The sequence below is a fragment of the Acinetobacter sp. VT 511 genome (genome assembly GCF_001077515.1).
Taxonomy (GTDB): domain Bacteria; phylum Pseudomonadota; class Gammaproteobacteria; order Pseudomonadales; family Moraxellaceae; genus Acinetobacter; species Acinetobacter schindleri.
This window is the reverse complement of record NZ_LFRE01000039.1, coordinates 25,472-38,389: the sequence shown is the minus strand read 5'-3', so window position 1 is coordinate 38,389 and position 12,918 is coordinate 25,472. Positions and strand designations below refer to the sequence as shown.

Genomic DNA, 12,918 nt, shown 5'->3' with positions numbered 1-12,918 from the left:
AATAATGCTTGCAGGCTGCCAAATACATGCTCAATTCCGATTCTTCTTTTATTGATTTCCTGATTATAGATTTTCAATTCAGGATCCAATTTACAGTGTCTTTTGGCTTTTAATGGCAACAGGCTATTCGGATACAACACATAAATCCCCTGATAGCCTTTATCTGCAAGGATAAAAGCCCCAAAAGGAATCTGGTTTAAATTGCGTTTGAACAACTCGAAATCATGCACTGCACCGCGACTGGTACATAAACTCAGAATTTGCTGAGTTTTGTAGTGAATCATGGCCTGTACTTTAAAGGTATGGGGCTTTTTCTTGCCGCTATAGCTTTTCTTCTGTTTTTTTAGGCCTTTGGATTGGAATTTCCGTGGCATCCACGATCACAACATTCCAGTCGATGCCTTCGCCCTCGGGTAAATCTTTGGGTAAATTAAACAGATTGGACCGAATCAGGCAGTCTTCAACATGACGGACAATTCTTGAGGCTGTGGGCTCTGAAACCCCGTAACTCGTCGCAACGTGAAATAAGGTTCGGTATTCCCGCCAATAGCTCAGACAGAGCAGAACCTGATCCTCCAGGCTTAACTTGGGCGGTCTGCCTTTGGCAGAGACATGCTTCTGCAATTGCTCAACCATCAAATAGAAAGTTGACCATGAGATGCCTGTGTATCGCTTGAACTGAGGGTCAGAAAGCTTGTTTGAATCGATATATTTCATCCGCAGATTATGCACGAATGCCAAGAAATCCGGAGTGCAAATATTAACCAAAAAGAAGATCGTTTTTTGATTTATGAAAGAGATCTAATATATAAACTCTTTAAAATCTATTTTTTAATCGTTTTTACGTTTAAGGCTTTTTATAATACCCAAAAACTATAAGTTGTATTTATAAAAAATATGATAGCTATTTAATTCAGGGGATTTATTTCGCAGTTCAAATATTTATGCATGACAGCATACATAAGTTATTTCTAAATTTATTTTTAATTGTGTTACTTAAATATTTTTAAATTTAAAAATAAAAAAGCGCCCTTTCGGACGCTTTTTTTAAAACTTGCGTTTTAACAATTAAGCTTGTAACTCGCGCGCTTTAGACATGGTTAATGCCAAATCTTCGATCATGTCTTCCTGACCACCCACCGTACCACGGCGACCAAGTTCCATCAGGATTTCACGCGCAGATACGCCATATTTCGCTTCAGCACGTTTCGCGAACAACAGGAATGAAGAGTAAACACCCGCATAACCTAAAGTAGCCGCATCACGGTCTGCACGAATTGGGTTGTGCATCATTGGAATCACAAGGTCTTCAGCAACATCTTGTACTTTGAACAAGTCAACGCCAGTGTCCATACCCATACGGTTAGCTACAGCAATAAACAGCTCAAGTGGTGTGTTACCCGCACCAGCACCAAGACCAGCAGAAGCCAAGTCTACACGTAGCGCACCTGCTTGAACAGCAGCAACCGTATTCGATACACCCATACCTAAGTTATGGTGACCGTGGAAACCTAGCTCGATGCTTGGATCCAAGTGTTGACGTAAGTGACCTACGCGGTCGATCACATCTTGAGGAAGCATGTAACCCGCAGAGTCAGTCACATAAATACAGTTTGCACCGTAAGACACCATCTTGTTTGCTTCTTCAAGCAATTTTTCAGGTGAAGCCATGTGAGCTAACATCAAGAAGCCCACTGTATCCATTTCTAATTTACGTGCAGCGGTGATGTGCTGTTCAGAACAGTCCGCTTCAGTACAATGCGTCGCCACACGAATGGTAGATACACCAATTTCATGTGCCATTTTCAAATGGTCAACCGTACCGATACCTGGTAAAAGCAATGCAGAAATTTTTGCATTCTTCATACGTGGCACAACAGCAGATAGGTATTCTTCGTCAGTTGCAGCAGCAAAACCGTAGTTCACTGATGAACCACCCAGGCCGTCACCATGCGTTACTTCAATTAAAGGTACGCCTGCATCATCAAGTGCGGTTGAAATGGCAATCATTTGCTCAACAGTGGTTTGATGGCGCTGTGGGTGCATACCATCACGCAAAGTCATATCATGAACAATAATCTTAGACATGTGGTTGCTCCTTAAGCTTCTTCTTTGTTGAATACGTGTTCAGCGAACATTTCTGCGGTACGTGCAGCTGCTGCTGTCATAATGTCTAAGTTACCTGCATATTTAGGTAAGAAGTCACCAAGACCTTCTACTTCCAGGAAGATAGAAACACGGTTACCGTCAAAAATAGGACCGTTTACTAATTTGTAACCTGGTACATATTTTTGAACCTCTTTAATCATTGCGTGTACTGATTCAGTGATCGCTGCTTGATCTGGTTCACCTTCAACTAAGCAGTGAACAGTGTCACGCATCATCAGTGGTGGCTCAGCCGGGTTAATGATGATGATCGCTTTACCTTGTTTCGCACCACCAACTTTCTCAATTGCGCCTGCAGTTGTACGCGTAAATTCATCAATGTTTTTACGTGTACCTGGACCAACAGATTTAGTCGATACAGTTGCAATGATTTCACCGTATTCAACAGGTTGAACGCGAGATACTGCAGCAACCATTGGAATTGTTGCCTGACCACCACAAGTTACCATGTTTACGTTTGGCACTTCGCCAGCCGCAAGCAATGCTTCAAGGTTTACTGGTGGTACGCAGAATGGACCAATCGCAGCAGGCGTCAAGTCAATCATGAGCACACTAAGTTCATTTAACTTGCGGCTGTTTTCAGCGTGTACATAAGCAGACGTTGCATCGAATACAATTTTGATGTCATCTTCAAGAACGTGAGGAAGAAGACCATCAACACCTTCAGCAGTAGTTTTTAAACCCATTTTCGCAGCACGCGCAAGACCTTCAGAAGTTGGGTCAATACCCACCATCCATACTGGTTCTAACCATTCGCTGCGTTGTAATTTGTAAAGCAAATCAGTACCGATGTTACCTGGACCGATCATTGCACATTTAATCTTTTTCATGAATGTACTCTCAATATTCGATTATTCAGCAGCAAAAGCAGCTGTTACTGAACCAAAGCCTTCAATCTCAACGACAAATTCGTCGCCTGCATTTGCGACAACCATTGGACCAAGCGCACCAGTCAAAATGATGTCACCTGCAAGCAATGGACGGCCACGACGTACCATTTCGTCAGCCAACCAAACTGCGGCATTCAACGGGTTTGCAAGACATGCTTTACCTACGCCTTGAGATACCACTTCACCTGCGCGAGTCATGGTCATTTTGCAATTTACAAGATCAAGGTTGTCGAGTTTCACAGGACGTGAACCCAATACAAAAGCCGCTGAAGATGCGTTATCTGCAACGGTGTCGATTAAACTGATTTTCCAGTTTTCGATACGGCTATCGACCACTTCAATTGCAGGCAGTGCATAATCAGTTGCGCTGATAATGTCTGCATACGTGTGTTTTTCTTTGGTTAAATCCTGGTTAATCACCAATGCGATTTCTGCTTCAACTTTCGGCTGAATCAGAAAGCCAGCTGGAATTGCTTCACCATCGCCATAGGCCATGTCGGCAAATAACATACCGAAATCCGGCTGATCTACACCCAGTTGCGCTTGAACGACTTTAGACGTCAAACCAATTTTACGACCCACCAGACGGCGACCTTCAGACAAAGCACGCTCGGTATTCACTTCCTGAACGGCATAGGCGATATCTACGTCAGCACTTTCACCGCCAAGTTCCGGGCGAATCGGTGCAATCGCAGTTTGTGATAATTCAGCGCTACGGAGTGCTTGAGCAACTGATTCAACGACAGCAGAATTCGACATCAATGTTTCCTTAAACTGCAAAAATGAGGTTTATGCTGGAATCCAGAATAGAGCCAGACCAAAAGCAAAAAACGTTCTGCAATTTGGAAAAGTGGCGGATACTGAAAAGAGCATAAAAATAAACAGTCTAAGAATCGGAAAATTAATGAATGAATGCCAATAGTTATTTTATTTTTCGCTATAGCTAATAGCTATAAATATTTCTTATGTTAATTCATATAAAACAATAATTTGATTAATTTTAATAGAAAAATACCGAGTGAAATTCTCAACAATTTTGGTCGTTCAAATTGATCAAGTTTGCAGCTTTAGACTAAAAGATTAGATTAAATGCGCGAATTTAATTCAATGACAGACATTTAAACTGTATAAATTGTCTGTCATTTGATAAAACCCAGCATACTGAATTAAATCGCTTCCTTCCATTGGACTTTAGCCAATAAAAACTCATGTAAGCTGCTGACATCATTCACAATCGACAGCGGATTAAAATTCGCTAAAGTCTCTGACGTATGCACACCATAACTTACGCCTACACTTGGCATGACAATATTCAGCGCCATTTCCAGGTCATAAGAGGTATCCCCCACCATAATCGCTTCATGGGCATGTACACCAGTTTCTGCTAGAATTTCCTCTAACATTAATGGGTGAGGCTTAGAACGAGTTTCACTGGCAGCACGAGTCGCATGAAATAATTCCAGACTATTGGTCTGCTTTAATACACGGTCCAACCCTTTACGGCTTTTACCTGTAGCGACAGCCAGTTTAATCCCTTGATCTTTTAATGCGTATAGCATCTCAGATACACCTTCAAACCAGGCATCCTCAACAGAGTTCGCTACATAATGTTCTGAATAAGCCTGCAAAATATCCGCATGCAATTCTGGCACAGCTGGGAATAATCGTTGTGCGACTTCCGGCAGACCTAAACCGATAATGCTTTTGGCATCAGCATTGGTCAGCGGTTGATTAAATTGCTGCGCGGCAAACTGCAGGCTAGCCACAATTTGAGCAACTGAATCAAACAAAGTGCCATCCCAATCAAAAATGACCAGTTTTACAGGTGAGTTCATAAAGATTTCCTAGATTTGATTCAGCTTTTAGAGTCCTCTCCTATCAGGAGAAGAGCAGCACTGCTGCACAAGGGAGAGACGTATTAAATTAATTCATCACCACAATTGACTTCAATAAGCAGCTACTTTTCGCATAGGTATTATCTACTTTTCAAGGATGAAAAGTAGCAAAAATCCTTTGTTACTCTGATGGCATTTCCCTATGCCACAGAGTAACGGCGACATCCATGTCGCCTGTCATCTATTTAGATGAGAAACCTAGCCTCTAAATCGTCATAAATAAAGAGACATAAGAAGTTTAACTTACTCATCATCTTCCGCAGGTGTGACTACCTTATCCGCCTTTTGCGCGCGAAGCTGTGCAACCAGACTCTGCATATCTTCAGGTAAAGGTGCCTCAATGGTCGGATAACCCGGAATCTCCAGACGCATGGCATGCAAACATAAACGGCGTGGTTTTGGCCCACGATACTCCGTCTCATGACCATACTTTTCATCACCCACCAGCGGATGACCAATGCTTAAACCATGTACACGAATCTGATGGGTACGACCTGACAATGGCGATGCATAGACCAGCGTTGCATGCATGAAGCGTTCTGCTACATTCCACTGAGTTTTCGAATCCTTACCTTCTTTAGAAACACGGACACGACGTTCACCATTAGACAGCTCATAACGGTGTAAAGGTGCATCAATAAGTTGCTTATCCAGACTTACTTGCCCTTTCACGACTGCCGCATAAGTTTTTTTAATTTTATGCTCACGTAATAAATCTTGCAGGGTTTTAAGCACACTACGTTTTTTCGAGATCATCACCAGACCGGATGTATCACGGTCAATACGATGAATCAGCTCCAAGTATTTTTTACCCGTTGCAGCACGCAGACCTTCGATCAGGCCATAGGCCACACCGCTACCGCCATGTACCGCAATCCCGGAAGGTTTATTGACAACCATCAAGCCTTCATCTTCATAGATTACACGTGCCAACAGACCTTGAGCGACCTTGTCAGAAACCGGTGCAGCAGATTCATCTTTTTGTTCATAACGTATTGGTGCCACACGGATTTGATCACCAATGGCCAGTTTAGTTTCTGCCTTAATTCGTTTTTTATTGACGCGAACCTGGCCTTCACGAATCAAACGATAGATGCGGCTTTTTGGTACACCTTTTAGACGGCTAAACAGGAAATTATCGATTCGCTGTCCATCTTGGTGCTCATCCACCTCAAACCACGTGACGTTTTGCCATTGTTGCGTAGAATTCATACAGTTACTATGACCTAAAAATTGATTGAAATTGATTAATAAATGACCACTTAGGCTATGCTTTACACAAGAAACATAAGCTTAGCCCATAGGCAGATGATTCAAGGTTTGATATAGTCAGCGCACGGAAACCATCGTTTGTGAGTAAAAGTTGGTGCATGACAGATTTATTTCTGTACATGATCATTCAATTAAACCCTCACATAATACGGGAAGGTCCCAAAAGAATTATGCCGACGCCGAAGGCTTATTATATCGGCAAAAAAGCAAACTGTTGCGTTTAATTGTACTTCAGGTACATAAATCAGTTTGTCTGAAAAAATATGTCGCCAACCTAGTTGGCTTTTAAACGTAAACTGATACACATCAGATTAGTCGCACCCTGAAGACGACTTCAGGCAACAGCGTTTGATGCATTGGATCTGCACAGTTTGTAAAGGTACGACGATAATTCCGTATCAAGACACTCTATCTATAAAGAAGGGATGATCTTCGAGCAATGTGACAGTGAAAGTTACTCACATCCAATGCACCGCTCGTCCGCCAGTGAAGCGTTCAGGTGACTTTAATCGTTTAAAGATTGAAGCCGTATTGCCATCATCAATACGTGAATCAAAACCAAAGCTGATCTATATCAAAATAGACGCTGGGAATAAAAGACTCAAACCACAATGAAATTCATTGCAGATTTGAGCCATTGATCCGTGATGTGTGATGTTCGCTACGTGTATAGCGATTTTTTGCTGTGTATCACTATAAGGTGTTACACCCATGAAACGTATGTTGATTAATGCAACACATGCCGAAGAGATTCGCGTTGCACTTGTCACTGGTCAGCGTCTTTACGATTTCGATTTAGAGAATCGTACCCGTGAACAAAAGAAATCTAATATCTATAAAGGTCACGTGACTCGCGTAGAACCTTCTTTAGAAGCTGTATTTGTTGAATACGGTGCGGGTCGTCAAGGTTTCTTGTCGATGCGTGAAATTGCCAATACTTACTACAAAGCAGATCCTCGCCAAACTTCGAATATCCGCGAACTGATCACTGAAGGCACCGAGCTTCTGGTTCAGGTAGAAAAAGAAGAACGTGGCAATAAAGGTGCTGCCCTTTCTACTTTCATTTCTCTTGCTGGTCGTTATCTGGTATTGATGCCAAACAATCCGAAAGGTGGGGGGATCAGCCGTCAGATTTCGGGTTCAGTCCGTGAAGAACTGAAAGAGATGCTGGCGTCTTTAAATGTACCTCGCGGCATGAGCGTGATTGTGCGTACTGCCGGGATCGGTCGTTCACAAGAAGAATTGCAACTCGACTTACAGCACTTGTTAGACCTTTGGGCTCAAATTCAAAGCACAGCAAACTCAGGCCCATCGCCGATGCTGGTTCATCAAGAAGCTGGCGTGGTGACACGTGCCATCCGTGATTATTTACGTGATGACGTTGCTGAAATTCTGATTGACTCTGAACAAGCCTATAACGAAGCATACAACTTCGTAAAAGCGGTCATGCCACGTCAATTAGACAAGCTCAAAACCTATACTTTAAATGAGCCTTTGTTTGCGCATTTTGGTATCGAAAGCCAGATCCAAACGGCTTATGAACGCGAAGTAAAACTTCCTTCAGGTGGCTCAATCGTGATTGACCAAACTGAAGCATTGGTATCGATCGACATCAACTCGGCAAAATCGACTCGTGGTCAGGATGTTGAAGATACCGCGTTAAATACCAACCTTGAAGCTGCTGAAGAAATTGCACGCCAGTTACGTTTACGTGATATTGGTGGCTTAGTCGTGATCGACTTTATCGATATGACCAAAGACCGCAACCAGCGCATGGTTGAAGCAAAACTGCGTGAAGCAACCCAAAGTGACCGCGCACGTATCCAGTTTGGTCAATTGTCACGTTTTGGCCTGATGGAAATGAGTCGTCAACGCTTACGTCCTTCGCTTGAAGAAGCCACTGGTTATGTCTGCCCACGCTGTCATGGCACAGGTATGGTGCGTGACCTGCGTTCTTTATCACTTTCAATCATGCGTAAAGTGGAAGAAATTGCTCTGCGTGAACGTCATGGTGAAGTTCAGGTTGAAGTACCGGTTGAAATCGCTGCATTCTTATTGAATGAAAAGCGTCACAGCCTGGTTTACTTAGAACAGACTTCAAGTACACGTGTGACTGTATTGCCGCACCCGCACCTGGAAACGCCGCATTACGAGATTTCTTATAATCCTGAAGGTTTCGCACCAACTAGCTATGAACGCACTGAAGCAACACGTTCAAGTGAAAAAGAACTGGGTTATGAGTCTTCTGAGTGGCATTTAGAAGAAGAACAACATACGCATGCAGCTGCACCAGCGCCTGCTCAGCAACAAAACAATGGCAGAAACAATAAACGCCGTAATAATCAACATCAAAACCAGCAAAATCAGAACCAGACTGCACAGCAAGCGCCGGTTGCCCAACAGGCACCTGCCCAGGTTGCTGCACCTGCTGCCAGCCCATGTGCTTGGTTAGAAAACCTGTTTGTACAAAAGCAGGCTGCAACTGTAGATCAATCTCGCACTGCCAATAATGCAGCTGCTGCGATTGAACAGCTGGTAAATAACGGCGCAGTCAGCCGTGGTCAGTTCGGCCAGGTTACATCACCTGCTGCACAGCAGGCGCCGCAGCACGTCCCACAACCAGCTGCTACACCAAGTAGCAATGCTTACCTTGCGCCATCAACTGTGGCACATAAGCCAGAGCGTGATCAGGCTGAAAAGGCTGAACGTGAAGAAAAATCACAACGCAGCCATAAAAAACAACGCAACAACAAGCACAAAGAGCAACGCGAGCCACAACAACATGACAATGCACCACAACAAGTGCATGAAGAAGTGGTTCAGTTGTCTCGCCAGGAACAGCGTCAAGAACAGCGTGAGCAAAAGCGTAAGAACCCGCGCCATCAGCAAGAGCACAACCAGGATGCTCAAGCTGAACAGCAAAATGCTGTACCACGTCGTGACCGTCGCAACCAGCAACGTCCAGAACGCCCAAATCGTCACCGCGATCAAAGCGTACTGAATGAGCAACCGGCTGCTCCACAAGCACCTGTTCAAGCTGAAGCTCCAGCAGCTAATGAACGTCAAGTACGCGTAGAGCTGATTGATGCACCGCGTCAGGACGTTACACCAACGGCTATGATGGTGAATGTCGATCAAGGCCAAAGTGAAATCGTAGCGCTGAACGGTACCGCATCTGTAGTTGCTACTCCGACTGAAGAAACTGCACCTGAAAAGGCACCAGCCGTAGCAACGATGGCAGCAGAACTGGAAGAGAAAACTGAAGCGGTTGATCTGACTGAAGCCCCTGCTCCAGCAGCAGCGCTTGAACAGGTAACGCCGAAAGCTGAAAAGTCTCGTGCCAGCAATGACCCACGTCAACGTCGTCGTGACCGTCGTGCTGCACAAGGTCAGCAGGCTCAGGCCGCTCAGCTTCGTCCTTCACAAGTACCGACACTTGGTCAGTACACCGTAGGCAGCCTGATCCGTCATGTGTACGGTGAAGACTGTTCAGTACTGATTGAGCAGTTCGGCCTGATGGCGACCTTCAACCGTGCACTGGACAAGTTCACGCAGCAATACAATGAAACTGTTGTTGTAGCAGTGGCCACCGAGAAAAAACCGGTAACGCGTGATGTAGAAGTGAACAAGGCTCAGCCTGAACCAGAACCTGCTCCGGTACTGGATCTGAATCCACCAAAACCTGTGTCAGAAAAGCGTGTAGCTAATGATCCACGTGAGCGTCGTCGTCTAGCAAAACTTGCTGCAGAACAAGCACTTGTACAAGCAAAACAGGCAGCTCAACCGGAAGGAAAACCGACTGAACCCGCTGCTGAAGCTCAGGCTGTGGCAGCACAACAAGCCGAGACGATTGAAGTTCTAAGAACTGACGAGCCTGTTAAACCTTTAGTTGCTGATCAACCTGAGACTGCAGTAACAGCAGCTCAAACTGAGCCAGAAGCTACAGAACAGCCTGAAAATGCACCTGTTACAGCTAAAGCACCAGTTGCTGCCGCTGAAGGGAAAGCATCAGCCGCTGAAAATGCAGCTGAAGCAAAAGCAGAAACAGTGGAAACAGAAGCGGAAAAAGCAGAGAAATCTCCTGCCCGTCCGCGTCGCCCACGTGGCCGTCCACCGAAGAAAGCCAATACTGCAACTGAGTCATAATTCGCCCAATTGCAGTAACTAAAAAAAACCTAGTCATTTCGGTGACTAGGTTTTTTTTGCTAGATTTTGTCAAATTAGGTTGATTACTCTTTAAATCAACCATTAAAACTACAACGGACAGTTATTGCATATTCAGTGCACGTATCGGATACGTAAAAGAAATAGGATTACCATGAGCCAAACCACACAACATGATCTGATTGGTATTGCTGATGTCGCAGCCAAAATCCCCGCTTTCCTGAAAAAAGTACCGAACTTGGTCAATGGGCTTAGGCAGGCTTATTTACGTACCCCAAATACTGCTGCAGGTTTGGGTCTCGCTTTTGAAAAAGCGGTACAGCGCAACCCGGAAGGTATTGCCCTGCGTTTTGAAGACCAGAGCTTTAGCTATACAGAACTGAATGGTTGGGCCAACCAGATTGCACATTACTACCTGTCGCTAGGTGCGAAAAAAGGCGATGTCGTTGCCCTGATGGTCGAGAACCGCCCGGAAATGGTCGCCAGCGTGATTGGTCTGGCCAAGCTTGGCGTGACCATTGCCCTGCTGAATACCTCACAGGTCGGTAAAGTGCTGGCACATAGCATTAATCTGGTCAAACCGATTGCCCTGATTGTGGGTGATGAATGTCACGCCGCGGTTGCCGAGATCCGTGATGAACTGAATATCGCGGCGGACCGTTTCCACTGGTTTGCCGATCAGCCTACCCAGCAAAATCCTGGTCAGGCACCTGAAGGTTTTATCAATCTTGCTGAAGTCATTGATACTTTCCCGAAATTCAATCCATCAACAACACATAGTGTGCAAGGTAAAGATGGTCTGTTCTACATCTACACTTCCGGCACTACTGGTCTGCCGAAAGCCGTAATCTTTACCAATAGTCGCTGGACCCTTGCTTATGGCACGTATGGTCATGTGCTTAACCTGGGTACAGAGGATGTGATGTACTGCACCCTGCCACTGTATCATGCGACGGGCATGGTGGTATGCTGGTGTGGTGTGATTGCCGGTGCAGGGACATTTGCAATCCGCCGTAAATTCTCGACCTCTTCATTCTGGAAAGATGTACAAAAATTTGATGCGTCTGCAATTGGGTATGTCGGGGAACTTTGCCGTTACCTGATGGATGCACCTTCTTCAGAGCTGGAAAAAGGTCACCGCGTCAAGAAAATGATCGGTAACGGTATGCGTCCAAATATCTGGGATAAGTTCAAAAACCGTTTTGGTATTGAAGAAGTACTTGAACTATATGCATCCAGTGAAGGCAATGTCGGTTTCAGCAATGTGTTCAATTTTGACAATACTGTCGGCTTCTCCCCAACTCCCTACGCGATTGTTGAATTCGATAAAGACAAAAACGAGCCGGTACGTGATGCCAAAGGTCACTGTAAACGCGTCAAAAAAGGCACAACAGGTCTGTTGATTGGTAAAATTACCCGTCGTTCGCCATTTGATGGCTATACCGATCCGGAAAAGAATAAGTCTGTCATTATGAAAGATGTGTTCTGCAAAGGTGATGCCTATTTCAATACCGGCGACCTGGTCCGCGACATCGGTTTCCGTCATGCGCAGTTTGTCGACCGTTTGGGGGATACTTTCCGCTGGAAAGGTGAAAATGTATCGACGACCGAAGTGGAAAACATGCTGACCGAGTATGACAAGATTGTAGAGGCAGTGGTATATGGGGTAGAAATTCCAAACACCAATGGTCGTGCTGGTATGGCAGCCATTACACTGAAACCGGAAGCTGAACTGAACGATACCGATCTGAAAGAGATGTTGAGCTGTTTCAAGAAATGTCTGCCTGCTTATTCGGTTCCGGTATTCCTGCGTATACAGCAACAGGTCGAAACCACTGGTACTTTTAAATATCAGAAAAATAAATTGAAAGAGCAAGCATTTGATCCAAGCAAGACTGATGAACGTTTACTGGTGTGCTTACCGGGAGCAGATGCTTATTGCGATGTAACGGCAGAAGTTTTTACTAACATCCAGGCCTATCAATATCGCTTCTAAGTGCTGAAGTTGCCTATTTTTTGTGTATATAAATTCAATTTGTTGCATTTATAATCAAACATGGGCAACTTTGTTATTTTTTACTTGCGCTGATTTCATATCTTGCTACAATACGCTCCATCAAATGATATGGGTCGTTAGCTCAGTTGGTAGAGCAGCGGACTTTTAATCCGTTGGTCCCGCGTTCGAGTCGCGGACGACCCACCATTTATTTGACAGCCTAAGATGGGTCGTTAGCTCAGTTGGTAGAGCAGCGGACTTTTAATCCGTTGGTCCCGCGTTCGAGTCGCGGACGACCCACCATCTTATCCTTCGGGATAGCGCAATTACCAAATCTTGCGTCGTAAAAATGATCTTCATCATTTCTACTCCTCAGGGTCGTTAGCTCAGTTGGTAGAGCAGCGGACTTTTAATCCGTTGGTCCCGCGTTCGAGTCGCGGACGACCCACCATTCTTCTTCTATTCTGCGAAGATCATAACACCTGTATATTCCAATCAAGATCATCAACCGATCACGGCTTTGATTTGTATTTTC

Annotated in this window: 9 protein-coding genes and 3 tRNA genes; 5 read left to right on the top strand and 7 right to left on the bottom strand. The window is 44.7% G+C overall.

Annotation, left to right across the window (positions count from 1 at the left end; genetic code table 11):
- From ACS72_RS02970 to ACS72_RS02945, 7 genes are all read right to left on the bottom strand, one after another.
- A partial coding sequence (locus ACS72_RS02970) for a transposase (protein WP_048881176.1) occupies positions 1-374 on the bottom strand: 374 nt, incomplete at its 3' end.
- A complete protein-coding gene (locus ACS72_RS17250; RefSeq protein WP_008306679.1) occupies positions 322-717 on the bottom strand; it encodes a transposase family protein in 396 nt (131 codons plus the stop codon). The genes ACS72_RS17250 and ACS72_RS02970, both read right to left, overlap by 53 nt.
- A 351-nt stretch (positions 718-1,068) precedes the next feature.
- Positions 1,069-2,088 (bottom strand): 4-hydroxy-2-oxovalerate aldolase, encoded by a 1,020-nt coding sequence (gene dmpG, locus ACS72_RS02965; RefSeq protein ID WP_008305485.1) that lies wholly within the window; start codon positions 2,086-2,088, stop codon positions 1,069-1,071.
- An 11-nt stretch (positions 2,089-2,099) separates the two neighbouring features.
- Entirely contained in the window at positions 2,100-2,996 is an 897-nt protein-coding gene (locus ACS72_RS02960) for an acetaldehyde dehydrogenase (acetylating) (RefSeq protein WP_048881175.1), read from the bottom strand.
- Between the two features lie 21 nt (positions 2,997-3,017).
- On the bottom strand, positions 3,018-3,815 hold the full coding sequence (gene mhpD, locus ACS72_RS02955) for a 2-keto-4-pentenoate hydratase (RefSeq protein WP_048881174.1): 798 nt from the start codon (positions 3,813-3,815) through the stop codon (positions 3,018-3,020).
- Between the two features lie 407 nt (positions 3,816-4,222).
- Positions 4,223-4,891 (bottom strand): HAD-IA family hydrolase, encoded by a 669-nt coding sequence (locus ACS72_RS02950; RefSeq protein ID WP_008305492.1) that lies wholly within the window; start codon positions 4,889-4,891, stop codon positions 4,223-4,225.
- A 303-nt stretch (positions 4,892-5,194) separates the two neighbouring features.
- Positions 5,195-6,163, bottom strand: a complete 969-nt coding sequence (locus ACS72_RS02945; protein WP_008305495.1) for an RluA family pseudouridine synthase — start codon at positions 6,161-6,163, stop codon at positions 5,195-5,197.
- Positions 6,164-6,934: 771 nt separating this feature from the next.
- On the opposite strand from ACS72_RS02945, the gene ACS72_RS02940 reads away from it, so the two are divergent.
- From ACS72_RS02940 to ACS72_RS02920, 5 genes are all read left to right on the top strand, one after another.
- Positions 6,935-10,369 carry an Rne/Rng family ribonuclease gene (locus ACS72_RS02940; RefSeq protein WP_008305496.1) on the top strand — a complete coding sequence of 1,145 codons (3,435 nt, stop codon included), beginning with the start codon at positions 6,935-6,937 and terminating at the stop codon, positions 10,367-10,369.
- Between the two features lie 172 nt (positions 10,370-10,541).
- Positions 10,542-12,383 carry a long-chain-acyl-CoA synthetase gene (locus ACS72_RS02935; protein WP_008303373.1) on the top strand — a complete coding sequence of 614 codons (1,842 nt, stop codon included), beginning with the start codon at positions 10,542-10,544 and terminating at the stop codon, positions 12,381-12,383.
- 131 nt (positions 12,384-12,514) lie between these two features.
- Positions 12,515-12,590: transfer RNA gene (locus ACS72_RS02930), tRNA-Lys, on the top strand.
- A 20-nt stretch (positions 12,591-12,610) separates the two neighbouring features.
- A tRNA-Lys gene (locus ACS72_RS02925) sits at positions 12,611-12,686 on the top strand.
- Between the two features lie 72 nt (positions 12,687-12,758).
- Positions 12,759-12,834: transfer RNA gene (locus ACS72_RS02920), tRNA-Lys, on the top strand.
- The last annotated feature ends 84 nt before the right edge of the window (positions 12,835-12,918 follow it).

What these genes read in the sequence shown, in the direction of transcription:
- ACS72_RS02940 (WP_008305496.1), top strand. Translation starts at nt 6,935, where the DNA reads ATGAAACGTATGTTGATTAATGCAACACATGCCGAAGAGATTCGCGTT.
- ACS72_RS02950 (WP_008305492.1), bottom strand. Translation starts at nt 4,891, where the DNA reads ATGAACTCACCTGTAAAACTGGTCATTTTTGATTGGGATGGCACTTTG.
- dmpG (WP_008305485.1), bottom strand. Translation starts at nt 2,088, where the DNA reads ATGTCTAAGATTATTGTTCATGATATGACTTTGCGTGATGGTATGCAC.
- ACS72_RS17250 (WP_008306679.1), bottom strand. Translation starts at nt 717, where the DNA reads ATGAAATATATCGATTCAAACAAGCTTTCTGACCCTCAGTTCAAGCGA.
- ACS72_RS02935 (WP_008303373.1), top strand. Translation starts at nt 10,542, where the DNA reads ATGAGCCAAACCACACAACATGATCTGATTGGTATTGCTGATGTCGCA.
- mhpD (WP_048881174.1), bottom strand. Translation starts at nt 3,815, where the DNA reads ATGTCGAATTCTGCTGTCGTTGAATCAGTTGCTCAAGCACTCCGTAGC.
- ACS72_RS02945 (WP_008305495.1), bottom strand. Translation starts at nt 6,163, where the DNA reads ATGAATTCTACGCAACAATGGCAAAACGTCACGTGGTTTGAGGTGGAT.
- ACS72_RS02960 (WP_048881175.1), bottom strand. Translation starts at nt 2,996, where the DNA reads ATGAAAAAGATTAAATGTGCAATGATCGGTCCAGGTAACATCGGTACT.